General features: G+C 69.0%; 19 protein-coding genes. 8 read left to right on the top strand and 11 right to left on the bottom strand.

Annotation, left to right across the window (positions count from 1 at the left end):
* Positions 1 to 246: 246 nt before the first annotated feature.
* The 3 genes from ABZX22_RS43715 (at position 247) to ABZX22_RS43725 (ending at position 5,364) form a co-directional block, all read left to right on the top strand.
* On the top strand, positions 247 to 2,967 hold the full coding sequence (locus tag ABZX22_RS43715; protein ID WP_354922795.1) for an ATP-binding protein: 2,721 nt from the start codon (positions 247 to 249) through the stop codon (positions 2,965 to 2,967).
* Entirely contained in the window at positions 2,964 to 3,461 is a 498-nt protein-coding gene (locus ABZX22_RS43720) for a hypothetical protein (RefSeq protein ID WP_354922798.1), read from the top strand. Before ABZX22_RS43715 ends, ABZX22_RS43720 begins: the two co-directional genes overlap by 4 nt.
* A gap of 370 nt (positions 3,462 to 3,831) precedes the next feature.
* Positions 3,832 to 5,364, top strand: a complete 1,533-nt coding sequence (locus ABZX22_RS43725; RefSeq protein ID WP_354922801.1) for a M28 family metallopeptidase — start codon at positions 3,832 to 3,834, stop codon at positions 5,362 to 5,364.
* Between the two features lie 462 nt (positions 5,365 to 5,826).
* On the opposite strand, the gene ABZX22_RS43730 is transcribed toward ABZX22_RS43725, so the two are convergent.
* The 3 genes from ABZX22_RS43730 to ABZX22_RS43740 all read right to left on the bottom strand — a co-directional run bounded on the left by ABZX22_RS43730 (position 5,827) and on the right by ABZX22_RS43740 (position 10,099).
* Positions 5,827 to 6,756, bottom strand: a complete 930-nt coding sequence (locus tag ABZX22_RS43730) for an AraC family transcriptional regulator (RefSeq protein WP_354922803.1) — start codon at positions 6,754 to 6,756, stop codon at positions 5,827 to 5,829.
* Between the two features lie 8 nt (positions 6,757 to 6,764).
* Positions 6,765 to 7,688 carry an NADP-dependent oxidoreductase gene (locus tag ABZX22_RS43735; RefSeq protein ID WP_354922806.1) on the bottom strand — a complete coding sequence of 308 codons (924 nt, stop codon included), beginning with the start codon at positions 7,686 to 7,688 and terminating at the stop codon, positions 6,765 to 6,767.
* Positions 7,689 to 8,527: 839 nt separating this feature from the next.
* Positions 8,528 to 10,099, bottom strand: coding sequence for a hypothetical protein (locus tag ABZX22_RS43740; RefSeq protein ID WP_354922809.1), 1,572 nt, complete (start codon positions 10,097 to 10,099; stop codon positions 8,528 to 8,530).
* A 725-nt stretch (positions 10,100 to 10,824) separates the two neighbouring features.
* On the opposite strand from ABZX22_RS43740, the gene ABZX22_RS43745 reads away from it, so the two are divergent.
* Both ABZX22_RS43745 and ABZX22_RS43750 read left to right on the top strand, forming a co-directional pair.
* The gene (locus ABZX22_RS43745; RefSeq protein WP_354922812.1) at positions 10,825 to 11,478 is read left to right on the top strand and encodes an HAD family hydrolase; all 654 of its coding nucleotides are present in this window, start codon (positions 10,825 to 10,827) and stop codon (positions 11,476 to 11,478) included.
* Between the two features lie 87 nt (positions 11,479 to 11,565).
* Positions 11,566 to 11,886 carry a hypothetical protein gene (locus ABZX22_RS43750; protein WP_354922815.1) on the top strand — a complete coding sequence of 107 codons (321 nt, stop codon included), beginning with the start codon at positions 11,566 to 11,568 and terminating at the stop codon, positions 11,884 to 11,886.
* Between the two features lie 131 nt (positions 11,887 to 12,017).
* Here ABZX22_RS43750 and ABZX22_RS43755 read toward each other — a convergent pair whose 3' ends face one another.
* Genes ABZX22_RS43755 through ABZX22_RS43775 form a run of 5 tightly spaced genes read right to left on the bottom strand, consistent with a single transcriptional unit; the run spans position 12,018 to position 15,678 of the window.
* Entirely contained in the window at positions 12,018 to 12,797 is a 780-nt protein-coding gene (locus ABZX22_RS43755; protein ID WP_354922818.1) for a M15 family metallopeptidase, read from the bottom strand.
* A 20-nt stretch (positions 12,798 to 12,817) separates the two neighbouring features.
* The gene (locus ABZX22_RS43760) at positions 12,818 to 13,258 is read right to left on the bottom strand and encodes a universal stress protein (RefSeq protein WP_354922821.1); all 441 of its coding nucleotides are present in this window, start codon (positions 13,256 to 13,258) and stop codon (positions 12,818 to 12,820) included.
* Positions 13,259 to 13,277: 19 nt separating this feature from the next.
* Entirely contained in the window at positions 13,278 to 13,523 is a 246-nt protein-coding gene (locus tag ABZX22_RS43765) for a DUF948 domain-containing protein (RefSeq protein WP_354922823.1), read from the bottom strand.
* Positions 13,520 to 13,900, bottom strand: coding sequence for a hypothetical protein (locus ABZX22_RS43770; protein WP_354922825.1), 381 nt, complete (start codon positions 13,898 to 13,900; stop codon positions 13,520 to 13,522). The genes ABZX22_RS43765 and ABZX22_RS43770 overlap by 4 nt, the downstream gene beginning before the upstream one ends.
* A complete protein-coding gene (locus ABZX22_RS43775; protein WP_354922828.1) occupies positions 13,897 to 15,678 on the bottom strand; it encodes an MDR family MFS transporter in 1,782 nt (593 codons plus the stop codon). Before ABZX22_RS43775 ends, ABZX22_RS43770 begins: the two co-directional genes overlap by 4 nt.
* 57 nt (positions 15,679 to 15,735) lie before the next feature.
* Here ABZX22_RS43775 and ABZX22_RS43780 point away from each other — a divergent pair, with 57 nt between their 5' ends.
* Complete coding sequence (locus ABZX22_RS43780) at positions 15,736 to 16,278, top strand: TetR family transcriptional regulator (protein ID WP_354922831.1); 543 nt, start codon at positions 15,736 to 15,738, stop codon at positions 16,276 to 16,278.
* Positions 16,279 to 16,281: 3 nt separating this feature from the next.
* On the opposite strand, the gene ABZX22_RS43785 is transcribed toward ABZX22_RS43780, so the two are convergent.
* From ABZX22_RS43785 to ABZX22_RS43795, 3 genes are all read right to left on the bottom strand, one after another.
* On the bottom strand, positions 16,282 to 16,815 hold the full coding sequence (locus ABZX22_RS43785; RefSeq protein ID WP_354922833.1) for a flavoprotein: 534 nt from the start codon (positions 16,813 to 16,815) through the stop codon (positions 16,282 to 16,284).
* Positions 16,816 to 16,835: 20 nt separating this feature from the next.
* Complete coding sequence (locus tag ABZX22_RS43790) at positions 16,836 to 17,990, bottom strand: phospholipase D-like domain-containing protein (RefSeq protein ID WP_354922836.1); 1,155 nt, start codon at positions 17,988 to 17,990, stop codon at positions 16,836 to 16,838.
* Between the two features lie 104 nt (positions 17,991 to 18,094).
* A complete protein-coding gene (locus tag ABZX22_RS43795) occupies positions 18,095 to 18,502 on the bottom strand; it encodes a hypothetical protein (protein WP_354922839.1) in 408 nt (135 codons plus the stop codon).
* Between the two features lie 240 nt (positions 18,503 to 18,742).
* Between ABZX22_RS43795 and ABZX22_RS43800 the strand changes: the two genes are divergently transcribed.
* Positions 18,743 to 19,078, top strand: coding sequence for a YciI family protein (locus ABZX22_RS43800; protein ID WP_354922842.1), 336 nt, complete (start codon positions 18,743 to 18,745; stop codon positions 19,076 to 19,078).
* Entirely contained in the window at positions 19,075 to 20,295 is a 1,221-nt protein-coding gene (locus ABZX22_RS43805; RefSeq protein ID WP_354922845.1) for a sigma-70 family RNA polymerase sigma factor, read from the top strand. The genes ABZX22_RS43800 and ABZX22_RS43805 overlap by 4 nt, the downstream gene beginning before the upstream one ends.
* The last annotated feature ends 112 nt before the right edge of the window (positions 20,296 to 20,407 follow it).

Below are 20,407 nucleotides of genomic sequence, written 5' to 3' on the forward strand. Positions count from 1 at the left end.
TCCCGGCCACTGACAGTTCAGGCCCTCCTTTCCGGTCACCCTTCCGGCCACGCGGACGTACGGTCGGCTCCAGTGGAAGGCGGCGACGGAAACGTGTGTCGGGCAGCAGAGGCGACGGTGCTGCCCGATATCCGTTTCCATCGGTTCAAGTGGATCAAGCAGGGTATAGTCAAGCCCAGGTCAAACAATTGACGTGGAGCCGCCATGCCCCATTCGTTTGAGCAGACCTCTCTTTGGCGAAGGTCATTGGCGCCTCGCGACAACGATCCGCATGGGGACGAGCGAGCACGGCTGCGGGCCGCCTATCTTCAGCTCCGGGAAACCGTCGAACCGCTGGCCACGTCGATCGCCCACTCGCTGCCGATGTTCACCGAGCACGGAATGGCGCACGCGGAAGCACTGTGGGAGATGGCCTCCCTCATTTGCGGCGAAGACATCTCCATCAACCCGGCCGAAGCGTTCGTCCTGGGCGGCGCATTCCTGCTGCACGACCTCGGAATGGGGTTGGCCTCGTATTCCGCGGCCGGAATCGACCTGAAAGCGGATCCCAAATACGATGACCTGCTGGCCGGGGCGAAGAATCGGCTGCGCAACTCCGAGGCGGCCGCCGGCAGTGAGCTCCTCGACAGGGCGGCGCACGAGGAGGTCGTCGTCGAGCTGCTCCGCCTGCGCCATGCCAGGCAGGCGGAGCGGCTGGTCGGCCAGGTCTTCCACACCTCCTCCGGCGAACCGTTCCACCTTCTGCAGGACGTGGAGCTCCGGCAGTTCTTCGGACCGCAGATCGGCCGGATCGCACACAGCCACTGGTGGGGGGTGTCCGAGCTGCAGCGGCTGGCCCAGCGGCAGGGGTCGTGCCCGCTGCACCCGCCGACGTGGGACGTGGATCCGCTGAAGCTGGCCTGCATGCTGCGCCTGGCGGACGCCGCGCACATCGACTACCGCAGGGCTCCGATGCTCCTGCACGCCTTCAGACGGCCGTCCGGGACCTCGCGCAATCACTGGTTCTTCCAGGAGCGCCTGTTCCGACCGCGCGTGGTGGACGATCGGCTGGAGTACACCGCTTCGGCACCGTTCAGCCGGGACGAGACCGAGGCCTGGTGGCTCGCCTTCGAGACCATTCAGCTCATCAACGACGAGCTCCGGCACGTAGACGCCCTCCTGGCGGACAGCGGCAGGCAGCGTTTCAGAGTCCGGTCGGTGGTGGGCGCCGACTCCCCCGAGCGGCTGGCCAGGTCCATTCCCACGGACGGCTGGAGACCCCTCGACGCGCGTCTTCGCGTCACCGACACGGTGCAGGTGATCTCGAACATCGGCGGCCGCGACATGTACGGCAACCGCCCGGACATCGCCCTCAGGGAGCTGATCGCGAATGCCGGCGACGCCGTCAAGGCCCGCGCCGCCTTCGAGGGGTCGATCCGGATGTCGCCTGTGACGATCACCCTGGAGCAGTGCGGTGACGACTGGTGGCTGGAAGTGGCCGACCAGGGGATCGGCATGCGTCCCGAGACCATGGTGGCCGCACTCACCGACTTCGGGCACTCGCACTGGCGCTCGGCCGCGACCGTCGAGGAGTTCCCCGGGCTCCAGGCCAAGGGCTTCACGCCCACGGGCAAGTTCGGCATCGGCTTCTTCGCGATCTTCATGGTCGCCGACGAGGTGCAGGTCCGCAGCCTGGCATTGGGAGAGGCCGCGCGCTCGACCCACGTGCTCGAGTTCAGGCGCGGGCTGTCGGGTGGTCGCCCGCTGTTGCGGGAGGCGGAGTTCGAGGAGTGCCTCAGGAAACCGGGCACCGTGGTGAGAGCCCGGCTGCGGGAGGACCCCCGCAACATCAAGGGAATCTTCCGCACGAACAGCAAACGCGTCGGCCACACGGAGCTGCTGCACGAGCTGATCAACCGGATGTGCGCGCTGTCCGAGGTCGACGTCTCCGTGAAGGGCCCGGACGATCCCGCGCCGAGACACGTCATCGCGGCCGGCGACTGGTTGGACATCCCGGCCGCGGAACTCTTTCAGCGTCTCTACCGGCGCTCCGACATGGATTACATGCAGCGCATGCTCTACGAGCAGCATGAGAAGCTTTTCATCGACCACGAGACCCGCGTCCTGGACGACGACGGAAACACCATCGGCCGGGCGATGCTGCTTTCCGGGAGGGAAGCGTCGGAGACGCAGGACCTCTGGTGGCACGGCAACTATCGGGGCATGGTCTACGTCGGCGGCCTGCAGTCGTCTGCTTTCCTCTACACCATGGGAGCTTTCCAGGGCTTCCCCATGACCGCCGACCGGCTCACGTCCTTTCCCCTCGGCCGGCCGGAAAACCTCCAGGACTGGGCACGGTCGCAGGTGGACGTCGCACGGTCGAGTCCGTGGGCCACTCCCGGACACCAATGGATGATCGCCGATTTCGTCGGCGGTCTCGGCGTTTCACCCGAGACCCTGCCGTGCGCGCACTCGGCGGACGGCGCCCTGGACAGGGACGACCTGGTCGCGTGGGCCAGCGGCAAGTCGGAGGTGCTGCTGATCTCGTACGGCGACCTCATGGCGTTCGACACGCTGTTCGATCCGCCGAACTATCGCCGCTCCTTCTTCACGTATGACGGCCGCGGGGTCCGCCTCCCGGCACACGGGCTGATCGTCGAGCTCTATCCGATGTGGGTCTTTCCTGAGGAGATCGTGCCCAGTCCTCGCGACGAGCGGTTCACCGAGGCCGCGGAGAACGGCGAGGAGTGGAGCGCCTGCGCCTGGTGGTGCGAGCACGGCAACTACGGGGCGGCGGGCGTGGTCGTCAGAACCATCGCCGAGGCGTGGAAGGCGGACGTGGACGACGTGGTCAGGTGCATGGAGTCGCTCTATATCGACCGGGAGAGGGACAACCGCCTCGAACTCACCACGTTCACGACCGATTCTCCCGCTCGCGTGACAGCCTTCCGGGTCCGTCGCCCCCGGGCGGAGACGACGCTCGTATGAGGCTCAGCGCCAGGCGGCCGAAGGAGGTGCCCGCCGCTCTGCCCGCGGACACGCCCGAGATCGCCGTCGAGCGCTACAAGTACATCCTCCAGCAGATCCACACCATCAACGAGAACGTCTACCGCTTCCTGGCCGTCTACCAGACGTTGGCCGTCGCGATAGCCAGCGCCGGCCTCGCGCTCTTCGTCGGCCACCGCGGCTGGCGGATCGACCCGGCAGTCGCCAGATCGGGCCTGGTCGCGCTGATGTGGCTCGAGACGGTGGTCGCCGCGTTCACCGTCATGATGATCGTCATCGGAGTCGTCTCCTGGCTCGACTACCGCCGGGAGGAGTGCGAACTGGCAGACGAGTTCGTCCGCCCTGGCTTTCGCAAGCCGCCGCGCAAGGCCGCCTTCATCCGGTGGTACGAGACCTACATCGTGCTCTTCATCATCGGCTCCACGATCTTCATGTGGATCAGCACTCTCACCATCCTGCTTCCGGGGGTCACGTGACCGCCCCAGGCCGTGAGGGCCGCGACACCGCGACGCCGCGGGACGAGGGGCAGGTCGGCGGCCATGCGACGTCACCGCAGGGTCCCGACCGCCGTCCTTGCGGAAATGCTGGTACTTGCCCTGCCGTCCGCTGACCTGGGCGGGGGTAATCAGACGTCGTGAGAGAACACGGTTCGGGCCCAGGCACCTCGGTGCGGGCTGTCCGGCCGCTGCAGGACCTCGGGCGCCTTGGAGTGCCACGGCGACTGCATTGACTCCACTCGGCAACGAATTCGAAGCGGACCTTTCAAGATCGCATTAGCCCCAAGGCGTTCCATTTAATCGCGATTACGGGGATTGTCCGGCTCTACTCGTGATACAGGAGTTTCGCATGCGCATACGCGCGTATCGGAGCATGCTGGCCGCCGTCACCGCGGTCTCGGCCATGGCACTCCCCCTCGTCTCGGCCGCCCCGGCCGGCGCGGACCCCGACCCCGCGGCGTTCGGCATGAGCATCACCGCACCCCGGGTGAAGCGGCACCTGGAGAAACTGCAGCAGATCGCCGAGGCCAACGGCGGCACCCGCGCCTCGGGCACCCCCGGCTTCGACCAGTCGGTGGACTACGTCGCCGGCAGGCTCCGCAAGGCGGGCTACCAGGTCACGCTCCAGGAGTTCGAGTTCCCGTTCTTCCGCGAACTGGAGAAGGCGACCCTCGCCAGGACCGCCCCCACTCCCAAGACCTACGTCCTGGCGACGGACTTCGCGACCATGACGTACTCCGGCTCGGGCGACGTCACGGGCACCGTACAGGCGGTGGACCTGGTCCTCCCGCCGGCCCCCGCGCCGAGCTCCACCTCCGGCTGCGAGCCGAGTGACTTCGCCGGGTTCACCCCGGGCAACATCGCCCTCCTCCAGCGCGGCACCTGCACCTTCCAGGCCAAGGTGGCGAACGCACAGGCCGCCGGCGCCAGCGCGGTGATCGTCTTCAACGAGGGCCAGCCCGGCCGCGAGGGCCTGCTGAACGGCACCGTCGGCGTCCCCGCCACCATCCCGGTCGTGGGCACGACCTTCGCCACAGGCAACGAGCTCGCCGCGGCGGGAACCGTCGTCCAGGTCAAGACGATGACCGAGAGCGACCCCCACCGCAAGACCCGCAACGTCATCGCCGAGAACCGCTTCGGCGACCCCGACAAGGTCGTCGCCCTCGGCGCGCACCTCGACAGCGTGGTCGCCGGTCCCGGGATCAACGACAACGGCTCCGGCAGCGCGGCGGTCCTGGAGACCGCGCTGAGACTGGCCCCGCTGCCGACCAAGAACCGGCTCCGGTTCCACTTCTGGGGCGCCGAGGAGCTCGGACTGCTCGGCTCGAAGCACTACGTGGCCGGCCTGTCCGCCGAGGAGAAGGCCAAGATCAAGCTTTACCTGAACTTCGACATGATCGCCTCGCCGAACTACGTCTTCGGCATCTACGACGGCGACAACTCCGACGGTGTCGGCGCCCCGGCTGGCCCGCCCGGTTCCGGCGAGATCGAGAAGCTCTTCGAGCAGTACTTCACGGCCGCCGGCAGGCCGTTCGTCGGCACCGACTTCACCGGCCGCTCCGACTACGGCCCCTTCATCGAGGCCGGCATCCCGGCCGGTGGCCTGTTCACCGGCGCCGAGGGCGTCAAGACCGAGGCCGAGGCCACCAGGTTCGGCGGCGAGGCGGGGGTGGCCTACGACAAGTGCTACCACCAGGAGTGCGACACCGTCACCAACATCAACGACGAGGCCCTGGCGATCAACTCCGGCGCCGTCGCCACCGCCGCGGCCGTCTACGCCTACAGCAAGGACCTGCCAGGCGGCGGAACGCCCGGCTCCACCGCTCCCGGCGCGGGCGGCGGGGGTGACGACCACGATCCCGACCAGGCGGTGAGCGAGTGACACTCCCCCACGGAACACGGCCGTGACACCTCGGCCGGGCCGACGCGCGGGCCGACGCGCGGGCCGACGCGCGGGTCTCGGCCGGGGTCTCGAGCGGCACCTCCGGCGGCGACTCCTGGACGGTGAGCCGCGGGTCCGGTGAGCCGCAGGCCCGGCGAGCCGCAGGCCCGGTGAGCCGCAGGCCCGGCGAGCCGCAGGCCCGGCGAGCCGCAGGCCCGGCGAACCATGGGTCCGGTGAGCCGTGGGTCCGGTGACGACCACGACGCTGAGCCCGTACCGAACACGCACGGGCTCGGCCGTCCGCACCGCTCCCCCGGCCCTCCTGGCGGGACGGGCCTCGTGGGACCCGGCGGGGAAGCGGCGACCTCCGCCGAAGACGTACCCGCCCAGGTCGCGCGGGGTCGGCGGGGCCCAGGCGGACGGCAGCTCGGCGCCGGCCGCCGAGGGACGCGGATCGTCAGGTCAGGCGGCCCTGGCCTGGCGGCGGTAGCCGCCGGGCGCGATGCCGTACTCGCGTTTGAACGCCTTGGCGAAGGCGAACTCCGTGCTGTAGCCCGTCTGGGCGGCGACCGTGGTCAGCGGCATGTCGGAGTCACGCAGGAGCTTGGCGGCCAGCGTCATGCGCCAGCGGGTCAGGTAGGCCATGGGGGGCTCGCCGACCAGGACGGCGAACCTCCTGGCGAAGGCGGCACGGGACAGGCCGGACCGTACGGCCAGCGATTCGACCGTCCACGGGGCCGAGGGCGCGTCGTGGATGGCCCCCAGCGCCGGGGCGATCGCGGAGTCGCGAAGCGCGGCCGACCAGCCTTTGGCGGCGGCGGGCTGCTCGTCCAGCCAGGCGCGCAGGATGTACAGCAGCAGCGAGTCGATCAGCGCGGGCACGATGCCGTCCGAGCCGACACGAGGATTGTCCAGCTCCGCGCCGAGCAGCTGGACCGCGGCGTTCAGCTCGCTATGACGGCCATGCCGGGTGGGCAGGTGGACCACCTCGGGCAACTGCCGGACCAGCGGATGGGGCCGGGCCATGTCGAGATGGTAGTTGCCGCACAGCAGCGTGGTGCGCGGACCGCTGCCGCCCAGCACGACCGAGCCGATCGGCGGAGCCTTGGTGTAACGCTCCGGTCCCGGCACCTCCGGCAAGGTGGCGGGGTGGTCGGCCAGGATGTAGCGGGCGCCGCTGCGGAGGAACACCACATCACCGGTGCTCAGCGGGATCGGCTCCAGGTGCCGGACGTCCACGGGGACGAGCCAGCACGACCCGTACAGCACCACGTGGAAGCCGGCGCCCGCGGTCGACGGCAGCTGCAAACCCCACGGCGCGTGGCCGTCGGTGCGGATCGAGGTGGGATGCCCGGTCCGCATCGACTCCAACGCCTCGGTGAGGAGATCCATGTACTGCTTTATAGCGTCAGGACGAGCTTGCCCTGGACCTGGCCCGCCTCCAGCACCTCGTGCGCCTTCCCCGCCTTCTCCAGCGGGAAGGTCTCCTCGACATGCGGGTGGATCTGACCGGCGTCGACCAGCTCGGCGATGGCTGCCAGCGCCACGTAGTCGGGCTCGACGGACACTCCCGCGAAGCGCCGCCCCGCTGCCTCCACCCGTGCGGCGAGCTCGGCGTTCCAGTGCTCCATGATGCTGACAAGCACCCCGCCGGGCTTGAGTACGGCCAGCGAGCGGTCACCCTGCGAGTTGGAGTCGAGGACGATGTCCACATCACGGACCGCCTCGGTGAAGTCGACGGTCTGGTAGTCGATCACCTCGTCGGCGCCGAGGGACCGGACGAACTCGTGCTTGCCCGCACTGGCGAGGGCGATCACGTACGCGCCCTGGGCCTTGGCGATCTGCACGGCCAGGTGGCCGACCCCACCCGCGGCCCGGTGGATCAGCACCCGGTCGCCCGCCCCGACCTTCGCCGCGTCGACCAGCCCCTGCCAGGCGGTGAGCCCGGCCAGCGGCAGAGCCGCCGCATGGACGTGGTCGAGGGAGGCGGGCTTGCGCGCCACCTGGCGGGATGGCGTGGCGACGTACTCGGCGTAGCCGGTCGCGGCGCGAGGGAAGAACGGCATGCCGTACACCTCGTCGCCGACCTTGTACCTGGCGCCGGGGGCCGCCTCCTCCACGACGCCGGAAATGTCCCAGCCGACCCCGAACGGCGGTTCACCGAGCAGCGGGTAAGCGCCGGACCGCACGGCGGCGTCGACCGGGTTGAGGCCGCTGGCCCGCACCCTGATCAGGACCTCGCCGGACAACGGCGTGGGCCGTTCCGCCTCGACGACCTGCAGGACTTCGGGGCCGCCGAAGGAGTTCTGGATGACAGCGCGCATGGGATGCTCCCTGGTTGGTCGGTTCGCTGTGATCAACCTAGGAAGGTTGGACCGGTCCGGAGAATGGCCATCCGTCTTCTCCACATATCCCAACGTCTCACCCTTCGGCGCTCTCGAGACATCAGCGTTCTCGGGATATCAGCGGGGTTGACCTCGTGGTCGTCGAGCCGGGGATGGACTCGGCAACGATGTCGGGGCTTCGGGCAGGCGGCCCGGTCCCGGATGGCCCCGTAGCCGGCGATGCGGTCCTGCACGGCACTGGTGCTGGGGTGGGACGGCTGGCAGGATGGGCTCCTCCAAGAGGCAAGCACTGATCTGAGCGTCCCACCCTTGCACCAAGATCCGGAAGAGGCGCGCACTCCTCCACTCGTCCGATGCTGGCCACCAGACCCCCACGATGGGCACCAGCGGCGACCGCTCAGCCCTGGTCGAGACTGGCCCGCGGTCCGATTGCCGCATCTGCAAAGCGGAGGTCGCCTGCCATCGGAGTCGGTCATCTCCGCATGAAAGGAACCTCGCAGGCAGGTGGCTGACCGTTCATCAGGTCGGTGACGTCGTCATCGGTGAGGCTGAGGTCGACGGAGTGTCGATGCCGCCGATGACACCGGGCTCGTTGACCGCCATCGTGACTGGCGAGGGGAGCCGTAGACCTGCCCTTTGGATAGCGGGTCTACGGCCAACGGGATGGGAGATGGGCGGACGCATTCGAGGTTGTCGACAGGCTGCCTTCTGAGCACCGAGTATCGCTGAATTTTCGGTCCTCAGCGCTGCTCGAAAAGGCAGACCGCATCACTCGCTATCGGTGACCGTACCGGGACATGAATGTACGGACACCGTCATCAACCCTCGCTGGCCGCATTGCCAGCCATCCCGCCCTCCTCCTCGGTTTTAACTGCCACTTCGTGGCTGGCCTCCACCGGCAGACCAAGGCTGTCGCCGGCCCACTGGACGGTGTACGTGTAATGACCATCCACTGCAGGCGTCTCGGTGAAGCCGAACGAGCCGTCACTGACGAGGCCCACCATCCACTGCGAGGTGGTGACGGTGCCATTGCTGTCGGAAATTGTCCGCAGTACCTTCACCCAGGCACGCGGGGCGGGAGGCTGGCCACCGATGTTCACTGCACCGGTGAGCTGGAACTGTTTGCCGACCTTCCCCTTGGCAGGTCCGGACAGGGTGAGCGACGACTCATGCTTGCCCACCGTGACGATCGCTGAGGCCGAACTCCACCGGATGTCCGAACTGCCGGCCCACGTCGCCTCGTACCTGAGTTCCCCAGCGACCGGCGGCGTGTCGGTGATAGTGAACGTACCGTCTGCCATGGTCGCGGCATGAGCGACAGTCGCAGTGGTGCCGTCAGGCAGTCGGCGGGTCACCGAGACCGGCTGCGCGCCCATTGCCGATCCATCGGGCGCCGTGAGTCGGCCTGTCAGGGTGAGCGGTTCAAGGGCGGTTGCCGTAGAGGGGGCCGAAAGGGTCATCGTCGACGGTGGAAGAAGGGCACCCTGTACGCGCCACAGGTAGAGCCGACCAGTGTTCGCTGCCCGGATCACGCCGAGGACATCAGGACCCGAGAAGGTCAGGCTCCCGGGAACGACGTTCCCTGTCTGATTGTCATCTGTGTAAGCGCTTTCTGCCGTGGCCGTGTTGTAGATGCGGACTCGGTCGTAACTTCCACCCGCTATGTGGGCGCCATCGGGACTGACGGCGACAGCATGCGGGTACAGGGCCGGAGGTTGATAGGTGCGAACCCGGGTCAGGGTAGTGGTGTTCCAGCTCTCGAACTGCTCCGGATTGCCGAACGCCGTGACGAGCGTTGAGCCATCCGCGGTGACTGTGAGGTCAATGGGGCCCGACAGGTCGGGGTTGTACATGCTGCCGTCGATGGTCCCGCGCAGGGTCGCGGAGCTCCCGTTCAGGTCGTACACAAACAGATGGGCCGGTAGCTGGTTGTCGAGGCTTACCACCAGCGTATTCTTCGCCGCGGCAACCAACGGAGCACGGCTGAACCCGTTCTGGATCTGAACGGGCTCCGGGGCCTCCGCCGACAGGTCGAGGCTGAAGACGCCGCCGCCCGGACCGTCGCACTCGTACCCGTGCCCGTACCCGACCAAGAGCTGGGTGCCGGACAGGGACAGATTCGTCGGGCAGGGGTATTCGACGTCGATCCGGCGGGTGATGGCGAGAGTGTCGGTGTCGATTTCGGCCACCTGGTTCGAACCGCTCAACGCCGCGTAGACGTGGGAGCCGTCGGATGCCGCGGCAAGGCCCACCGCACCTGACAGGCCCGTGATGGCGCCGGCGATGGTGCCATTAGGTGTGGCGACAACGATCCGGTCCCGTCCGGACACGAAGACCTTGCCCCCGCCTATGGCTACATCGCCTCCCTTCTCGTACACGCCGAGGCCCAAAGTGGCAAGGGTTATGCCGAGGTCCGTCGTAGAGTCTGCGGCCGAGGCGGCGGGTGCCTGGACCACAACCAGAGCAGCTGCCAGGGCCAAGGACCCGCCGAGGGCGACCAACCGGCGCGTCAGCCGGGTGACCAGTGGTCCGTTTGATGTGCCATGGTCCCGCCGTCGTGTTAAGCGGAGGTGTCCTCGAGTGCCCATCGGGTACCGATCACCGGAATATTTCGGGGGTAAGTCGTTGATCACGACAGTGATGAAGTCATACCTCTCTCAGTCAAGTCAAGTCATAATCAAACCTACGTTCGACGACTTGCCTCGATCTCTCACGATCTTGTGCTGCCCTGCAGTGGCTCGCAGTTCCTCGCCAGCCTGACCGTCTCGGTCGTCGACGGCCCCGGTGACTCCAGGATCCTGGTCGAAAGCATCATCCGCCCCAAGGAGACCGCAGAGTGTTTCGCATGGCTGGACGCCGTGGACCATGCCGGCGGTGCGGTCGTGCTGGTCATCGACTCGCACAATCCAGCGGATGACTGGGCGGCCCTGGCCGATGGTGGAAACCGAGCAACCCAGAAAGGCCGCGGAGCAGCCGTTCGTGATGATGGTGGACGCCCGCGGACGATCCCGATCTTGCTACGGATCAGAGGCGCGGTCGCCATGGCGTCCGTGCCGATGCCGGTCCAGCGACGGAAACCGATGAGACCTGAGGGGGTCAGGTAGGGTGCCATGCCGTGGCTCAACGGCTTGCTCTGTTCGACCTCGACAACACGCTTGTGGACCTGGACGAGGCTTTTCGGCTGTGGGCCGGCGAGTTTGCCAGCCAGCACAGCCTTACTGGCGAAGCGGTTGATTGGCTGATCGCTCTCGACCGGACGGGTCACCCGCACCGTGAAATCTTCTTCTCCATAGTCCGCGAGCATTTCAGCCTTCCCGACTCTGTCGACGAGTTATGGAGCCGCTATCGCCGGCGCATGCCGTACCTCGTCCGCTGCCGGCCTGAGACGCTCGACGGGCTGGCCCGGCTCCACGCCTCGGGATGGAAGGTGGCGATCGTCACCAACGGGATGACCGACAACCAGCTCGGCAAGATCCAGCAGACCGGCTTGGCTGAGGCTGTCGACGCCTACGCGCTGTCGGGGATCGAAGGGATGCGCAAACCCGACGTCGGCCTGTTCGAGGTCGCCGCCAAGAGGTGCGGGACGACCCTTGCCGACGGGGGATGGATGGTCGGTGACCACCTCGTTGCCGATATCGGCAGAGGACGATCAGCCGGTCTCCGCACCATCTGGATCGATCGGGGCACATGGCCGGAGCACGACCATCCCGCGGATCACGTAGTCACGGGCGTGCTCCAGGCGATCGAAATCCTTCTCCAGCACCAATAACCGAGGGGCTCGAATCAGCTCGCTCAAGTGATACAGCGGCTTGACGACGTCTCGCCATCGACCTGAACACCCTTCACGATGACCGGCATGGGGAAGTCTCACAAGCGCGGCCAGCAAGCCAAGTCCGACCCCGCCCAGCCGAGTGCCGACGAGCTCGCGCTGCGCCGAGCCCAGAGCAAATACGCCGCACAGCGGGCCGGCGCCGAGAAGCACGGGCAAAGATCGAAGGTCACCCCGGAGGAGAAGGAATTCCGGGCCAGGCAGGCCGCCTTCTCACGTGACAGAGCCCGAACGCCTGGCACCCCAGAGTTCAAGAACCGCGAACGTCAGCGAGAAGCCGCCCGGACGGAGGAAGCGATCTGGAACAGCACCCGTGATCCGGAAACTTTCGAGTCCGAGGAGTGGTGAGCGGGTGTCCACACCCCAGGAGCGCAGGGCACAACGAGGGCACATCAGAGCGCGAAACCACCAGACAAGGCGAGACACAGCGAGGTGTCGAGCCGCAGGTCAGCGGCCATCCAGCGACATCGGTCCAGGTCTCAGCCGCCGCCCTTGCTGAAGTGCTGGTAGTCCTTGGTGCCGGACCAGTAGCCGCCCCATTCCCAGCCGACCGCGGCGAACGTGCGGACCACCCGGTCGCCGGGGTTGATCACGCCCTTGCCCTTCATCGGGCGTTCGGTGAACTCGCGGGCGTTGTCGTGGGCCGTGGAGCCGGACGCCGTGACGTACGGGTTCTCGCGCGGGTTCACGTCGACCGCCTGGCCGTAGGCGTGGTTGGACCAGCTGCTCGACCCCGTGGCGCGGCGGCAGTTGAAGGCTGAGGTGTTGTCGGCGTCGATCGAGGCGTAGTCGCTGCCCTTGTAGACGTCGACCGGCTCCATGCGGTTGATCGGGTACCGCATGGCGTACAGCTTCTTGAAGACGGTGACGATGTCGTCGGTGACGGTTTCGCGGACGACGAGTTCGCCGGTGTGGGCCTGGTCGTCGAAGCCCCAGTAGGTCATGGTGATCAGACGGAGGTCCCGGTAGTGGACGGGGCAGCCGGGGCGCCAGGAGTGAGGGAGCCGGTCAGGGTCGAGTTTGCTCACCTTCGCCTGGAAGGCGGGCGGGCCGGTGGGTGACGGCGCGGGTGTCGGGTCGACGGCGGGCGCGGTGGAGGCGGCGGGGTCGGCGGTGGAGGTCGACGTGGCCGCGGGGTCGGTGGACGGGGCGGTCGCGGGCGTCGGGCCGGTGGCGCCTGGGCTCGCCGACGCGACGGGGGCGGTGTTGGCGCCGCATGCGGTGACCAGCAACGATACGGCGGCGATGACGCGTTTCACCTTTTCCAAAGTAGCGCGCTCTACGGCACGACCAGTACCGTTCGCCGCGCGTGCCGTATCAAACCTCGGGACACGGACGCGTGCCAGGGCGAGCGGGAGCGGCCGACGACGATGGCGTCGGCCCGGTGGGTGGCGGCGAGCGTTTCGAGCTCTCTGGCGGCCTCGCCGCGCACGCTGACGAAGCGCCAGGGCACGCCGTGGTGGCTCATCTCCTCGCGCAGGTCGTCGATGAGGTCCTCGGCGGGGTCGGGGATGACCGGGGAGCCGACCCAGAACCACAGGGTGGTGCTGGTGAGGGATTCGACGAAGGCGACCAGCAGGCCGGCCCCGTCGCGGCGGGCGAGCCCCGCGGCGTACGCGAGGGCGTTGCGGCTGGGGCCGGTGCCGTCGTAGCCGACGACGAGCAGGCCCGCGCCGTCCTTGCCTATCTCGAACCGGCCGTCGGGGAGCCGGTTGGCCATCGGTTCCACGGCGCCGCTCTCAACGGGTGGGGTCCACGGCGTGCCGGCCGCGACGGGCGAGCTCGCGCAGCGTGGCGGCCGCGTAGCCGGCCAGCGTGAGGAAGGCGCCCGCGGCCAGCAGGCCGCCGATCCACACGTCGTTCACGGCGGCGTCGGTCCAGGCGGCGCCGCGCGGCTGGTAGCCGGTCACGAAGGGGGCTGCGACCAGCCAGAGGCCGCCGACGAACAGCAGCGCGAGGGCACCGAGGCCCAGTGTGGTCTTCATCGCCGGTGTCCGTTCGTGGTGGTGAGGTCTTCGCGCAACGCCTCGACGAGCGGCGCGAGCATGGTCGCCAGTTCCGCCGACGACATGCCGGGGGGTGCGGGCTCGGGTGCGGGTTCTGGTTCGGGTTCGGGGGCGCGCTGCCGTACGGTGACCAGCCCGCGGGCCACCAGGTCCTCGTGGATGGCGGCGGCGAACGCCACCACGCCCACCAGGCCGGCGACGGTGACGCCGAGCCCGGTGAAGAACTCCACGTTCGTGGCGTCGATCCAGTCGTCGAACTCGGGCTGGGTGCCCAGCGCGAAGGGTGCGACCATCAGCCACAGCCCGGCGATCGACGCCAGGGCGGCCGTGACCGCGCCCACGAACCTGCGCATCATCGTGCGGCTCCTTCGGGGACGGTGTTGACGGACGGCACGGCGCGGGCCAGCAGCGCGCGCGAGGTGGGGCGCAGCACGGCGAGGGCGGCGGCTCTGGCCCGGTCGCCTTCGGGTCTGTCGTCGGGTGGCGCCATCCGGGCGACCGCGCTGACCAGCGCGGACGGCCTGCCGTCCGCGTGCTCGACGCGCTGGGCGATGAGTTCGAGCAGCAGACCCGCGAGGACCAGGTCGTCCTTGCCGGGCGGTGTGGACGGCGCCACCTCGGCGGGGCCGTGTCCCCGCAGCGGCAGCTCCTTCAGGAACAGCACCGCGAAGAAGCCGAGCACCGCGATGGGCACGCCGACCAGGAAGACGGTCTCCAGGCCCCTGGTGAAGGCTTCGAGCACGATGCCCTTGACGGGTTCGGGCAGCTGCTGGATGTCGGCGGGGCTGCCGAGGCTGAGCGAGCCGCCGCCGGGCGGCCTGACGTGCGCGGCCCGCATGAGCTCGGCCATCTCGTCCTTGAGCCGGTTGGACAGGATCGCCCCGAACGCGGCGACGCCGACCGCCCCGCCCAGCGAGCGGAAGAACGCCACGCCCGAGGTGGTGGCGGCCATGTCGCGTAGTTCGGAGCCGTTCTGGGCGGCGAGGATGAGCATCTGCATGGACAGGCCGAGCCCGATGCCGAGCACCGCGACGTCCACGCCGATCAGCCACTGCGTCGAGTCGACGTGCAGTCGCGAGAGCAGGAACAGGCCGACGGCGACCAGCAGCAGGCCGACGACGGGGAAGATCTTCCACCTGCCGGTCCTCGTGACGATCTTTCCGGAGATCACGCCGGACAGGAACAGCGAGAACACCATCGGCAGCGTCATCAGGCCCGAGGCGGTCGGGCTCATGCCCTTGACGATCTGCAGGTACTGCGGCAGGTAGATCATCGCGCCGAACATCGCCATGCCCACGAAGAGGGAGGCCAGGCTGGTGAGCACGAACGTCCGGTTGCGGAACAGGCGGGGCGGCAGGATCGGGTCGCGGGCGGTGCGCTCGGCGAACACCGACAGCAGCAGCATGACGACCGCGACGGCGCCGAGGAAGTAGGTCCAGAACGAGTTCCAGGCGAAGTCGTGCCCGCCCAGCGTCAGCAAGAGCATCAGCGCGCTCGCGCCGGCGGTGATCGTCGTGGCGCCCCAGATGTCGATCGAGGTGTTCCGGTTGGTCACCGGCAGCCTGAGCACCTTCTGGATCACCGCGAACGCCACCACGGCGAACGGGATGCACACGTAGAAGCACCAGCGCCAGCCGAGCTGGTCGGCGTCGACGATGAACCCGCCGAGCAGGGGGCCCGCGACGGTGGAGATGCCGAAGACCGCGCCCATGTAGCCGGAGTAGCGCCCCCGCTCGCGCGGGGGCACGATGTCGCCGAGGATCACCTGGGACAGCGCGGATAGACCGCCTACCCCCAGACCCTGTACGGCACGCGCCGCGATGAGCTGGCCCATGTCCTGCGAGAGCCCGGCGGCCAGCGAGGCGGCGACGAACAGGCCGAGGGCGATCTGGAAGAGCAGCTTGCGGCCGTAGACGTCGGACAGCTTGCCCCACAGGGGGGTCGACACGGTCATCGTGAGCATGGTGGCCGAGGCGACCCAGGAGTACTGCTCCTGCCCGCCGAGCTCGCCCACGATGGTCGGCAGCGCCGTACCCACGACCGAGGTCGAGATCATCGAGGTGAGCATGGCCAGCATCAGCCCCGACATCACCTCAAGGATCTCTTTGTGGGTGTACTGCCTGGTTTGTGCCATGCCAGCGAGTATACGTCTGTTTACTAGCCGCGCGGCAAGTGCGATTAGGCTTCAGCCATGGAGGTCCGGGTACGGGATCGCGAAGCGACCAGGGAACGCCTGCTCACGGCGGCACGCGCGCTGTTCACCGAGCACGGCTACGAGCAGGTCACCGTACGCATGATCGCCGCCGCGGCCGACGCCAACCTCGCGCTGGTCGGCCGCTACTTCGGCTCCAAGGCGGGCCTGTTCGGCGAGGTGCTGGCGGGCGAGCCGTCGGTCGCCAGGGTGCTGGACGGCGACACGGCAGGGCTGCCCAGGCGGCTGGCCGAGTACGCGGCGCAGCGCATGCACTCCGACCCCGAGAGCCCCATCCTGCGCACGCTGGAGCGGTCGGCCGGCGACCCCGAGGTGCAGGCGCTGATGACCGAACGGCTCAGGACCGCGGTCGTGCAACCGCTGGCGGCCCGGCTGGGCGGGGACGACGCGCACGCCCGCGCCCGCCTGGCGACGGCGGTCTTCCTGGGCATCGGGTCGGTACGGCGGCTGCTCGGCCCGGCGGATCCGTCGGCCGACGACATCGACCGCCTGACCGCGGTGTTCGAGGCCTGCCTGCGGTGAGGCTCAGCCGGTCAGGTCGGCGAGCCTGGCCAGCGCCAGGCCCCACGGGAAGGCCGCCGCCTGGCCGGCGTCCGCGGTGGCCGGTGGCGGCTCGAACTCTCCCGGGCCCAGCAGCACCGCGACCCCCTCGGCCCGCAGGCTCGCCACGTTCCTGACGAACGGCGCCCGCGAGGCCAGCGCGCTGTTGACGAACGGCAGCACGACCACCGGGATCCCCAGCCCGGGGGCCTCCGCCAGGACGCCCAGGGCGTAGGTGTCGGTGATGCCCGTCGCGAACTTGTTGACCGTGTCGAACGTGGCGGGCGCGACCACGATCGCGTCGGCCCGCGGCGGTTTCGGCTCGTCGGGCCCGCGGTACCTGCTGCGTACCGGGCGCCCGGTCTGCTCCTCCAGCGCGGCGACGTCGATGAAGCCCAGCGCGGAGGGGGTGGAGACGACCTGGACGGCCCATCCGGCGTCCTGCGCCATGGCGACCAGCCGCCCGACGTCTCCCGCCGGTACGGCCGCGCACACGATGACGTACAGGACCTTGCTCATACCAGCGGAAGATTAACGCCTCAGCCCTCCCCGATGAAGCGCTCGCCCGCGGCCTCGATGCGCAGGATCTCCGTCCTGAAGAAGCGGGCCAGTTCGGCGCAGGCGGCCGGATCGACCGGGCCTCCCTCGCGTCTGGGCAGGTCGGGGTAGGGACTGCCGATGACGAAGATGTTCTCGTCGTTGTAGTTGTTCGCCGGCTCGGTGTAGTTGAACGAGCCCGCGATGACCGTGGCGTCGTCGATGACCATGAGCTTGTGGTGGAGCTTGCCGAAGGCGGGGCCGCGCTTGGGGAAGTACAGCTCGATGTTGGCGCGGTCGAGGTCGTGGGTGGCCGCCCACTTCTGCGCCCCCTGGCCGGGGTCCATCGCTCCGGTGACGGCCCGCCCGGCCGCGGCCAGGGCGATCATCGCGTCGTCGATGCCGGAGGAGCCGGAGAAGGTGAAGATGGCGAAGTCGACCCGGTCGGTCGCCTTGAGCATCTGCTTCATGATCTCCAGCTCGGGCGCGTGGTCCGGGGCGAACAGCACCTTCACCGGGATGCCGTTGAGGCTGTAGGCGGCCGGGACCTTGCCGTGGGCGCCGCGGCCGAACTGCCCGGCGCGCATCTGGTTGAACTCGGTCGTGTACGCCAGGCAGACCCGCGCGTCATGAAATATCACGACATGGTTGAGGTTGCGGTGGCAGTCGGTGCCGGTGAAGTTCGCCGACCCCGACAGGATCGCCGACGTGGGCAGGGCCCGCTCACGGTAGTCGCGGATGATGAACTTCTGGTGGAAGATCGCCGGGTTGTAGTCGGCCTTCACGTCGACGTCGCAGCGCAGCAACGCGGCCAGGATCTTCCTGTTCGGCTCCAGGCTGCGGGCGCCGGTCTCCTCCCCCCACTGGACGCGCCGGCGCGCGGCCGCCTCGTCCTCCCCCGCCCGCGGGATGATCTTCGGCAGCTTCGCGGAGACCAGATAGTCCTGTTCCAGCACCATGCGGACGTCCACCCCGCGGAAGCGGGCGTCGAGCACGGCCTGGGCGATGGGCTCGGAGTCGAGCTCCTGGACGGCGATGTCGAGGGACCGCTGGGCGCCGTTGATGAAATCGATGATCACGTGCTCGAGGTCGTCTGCCGCGCCCAGCTCGGTCGGCCCGACGAACGCCTCGATCTTGCCACCGGCGAACATCGTCATGCGGTAAGCGTTCCACTACAGCAGGTGGCAGACAAGCACCACCCGCGACGGGCATGCCGCATCCCGCCGACGGCACGCGCCGCGGGCCGGGCGGAGCCCGGGGGTCAGTCCTGGGGGGTGACGATGAGGCCGTAGATGATCATGATGCAGACGCCGATCCCGATCAGCGACCAGATCGGGAAGGCGGCGATGAACAGGAACTGCCCGAGCATCGCCAGCGCCGCCATGAAGATCCCGGCCCATCGCGCCCACCCCTGCCCCATCAGGAGACCGGCGCCGGTGGCGATCTGCAGCGCGCCGATCACCAGCCAGATCCAGCCCCACGTGTTGTAGTCGAGCACCAGGAGCCGGCCGTCGGGGGCGAGGAAGTAGCTCTCCTTGACCAGGGCGATGAACCCCTCGATGACGTTGAACACGCCCATCATGACGCCGAGCATCCCGGCGAATCCGTACCATCCGGTCTGCATCGGCTGGCGGAAGGTGGGGCCGTGCGGGGTGGAGGCGGTTGTCATCGCGAACTCCTCTCACCGATCCCGGCAGGTACTGCCGAGCCCATTCAGCGGTGGTCATTCCCTGATTGTGGATAGCGCTAGTAACCGATCCGACAAAATTCTCGTAAGGAAAGTAACTGGCGGTGCCAGACGGACGACAGCGCCCTCCGGGGATCCGATGGCACGGGTTTCCGCGCGGCTGTCCGGATCGGGCCGCGCCGATCGTCACTAGGGTGCAACCACCGAGAGGAGACCCTGGCGATGAAGTACGTGATGTTCGTCTGCACCGACACGGAACCGGACACCGACCCCGCCGCGACGCCCGACATCGACACGTGGGTGGCCGAGAACGACGCCGCCGGCCGGCGCCTGCAGGGGATGGTGCTGGCGCCGAAGTCGACCGCGACGACGGTGCGCGTGCGCACCGGCGAACTGCTCGTCTCGGACGGCCCGTTCGCCGAGACCAAGGAGGTGATCGTGGGCTTCGACCTGCTCGAGTGCGCGAACCTGGACGAGGCCATCGAAGTCGCCCGCACCCATCCGATGGCCCGTGGCGGACGCATCGAGATCCGCCCGCTGGCCGACTTCGAGCAGTGACCGGTCCGGAAGGGGCCACGGCGGTCCAGGCGGCCGCGACCGCGGCCGCCGACGCCTATCCGCGTATCGTCGCGGCGCTGATCCGCGTCACGGGCGACTGGACCCTGGCCGAGGACTGCGCGCAGGAGGCCCTGGCCCTGGCGCTGGAGCGCTGGCCCGCGGACGGCGTGCCGGCCAACCCGGGCGGCTGGCTGATGACGGTCGCCCGCAACCGCGCCCTGGACGTGTTGCGGCGGGCGTCCGTCGAACGGCGCAAGCTGCACGAGCTGGCGGTGGCGACGCTCACCGCCGCCACCGAGGAACCGGCACCGGAGGAGATCGTGGACGACCGGCTTCGCCTGATCTTCACCTGCTGCCACCCGGCCCTCGGACCGGAGGCGCGGGTGGCGCTGACGCTGCGCACGATCTGCGCGGTCCCGACCGCGGACATCGCGCGGGCGTTCCTGGTCACCGAGTCCACGATGACCCGGCGGCTGACCCGGGCCAAGACGAAGATCGCGCAGGCGGGCATCCCGTATCAGGTCCCCACCGGCGTGATCCTGACCGAGCGGCTCCCGGGCGTCCTGGCCGTGCTGTACCTGCTGTTCACCCACGGCTACAACGCCGACGGGGAGCCGGCGTTCGCCGAGGAGGCGATCAGGCTGGCCAGGCTGCTGGCGCGGCTCATGCCCGGACAGCCCGAGGCGGCGGCGCTGCTCGCCCTCTTCCTGTTCCAGCACTCCCGGCGCCACGCCCGCCGGGACGCCGAAGGCCACCTGGTCACCCTCGACAAGCAGGACCGGTCCCGCTGGGACCACGCCGCGATCGGCGAGGCCGTGGGCATCCTGTCCGCGCTGCGGCACCTCGGGCCCTACGCGCTGCAGGCGGAGATCGCCGCCTGCCACGCGACCGCGACGTCCGCGGCCGACACCGACTGGCGCCGGATCGCCTCCTGCTACGACCGGCTCGTACGGCTCCAGCCGGGTCCGGTGATCGAGCTGAACCGTGCCGTGGCGCACGGCTACGCGTACGGGCCCGCGGCCGGGCTCGCCCTGCTCGAACAGGCTCACGCCGGCGGCGCGCTCGACGACTACCCGCTGGCCATCGCCGCCGAGGCGGACCTCACCGCCCGCGCCGGCGACCGGGAACGCGCCGCCGTCCTGTTCCGGCAGGCGGCAGCGCGGACCCACAGCGCGTCCGAGCGCCGGGGGCTGCTCGTCCGCGCCGCCGAACTGTAGAGAGTCGTCGAGAAGGGAACGTCCATGGACCTGCTCACCGCCCTCAACGGCCAGCGCCGGCACGTGCTCGGCATCGTGGACGGCCTGACCGAGGAGCAGCTGCGCCGGCCGG

Origin of the sequence: Nonomuraea sp. NPDC003804 (assembly GCF_040610675.1) — a bacterium.
GTDB lineage: Bacteria > Actinomycetota > Actinomycetes > Streptosporangiales > Streptosporangiaceae > Nonomuraea.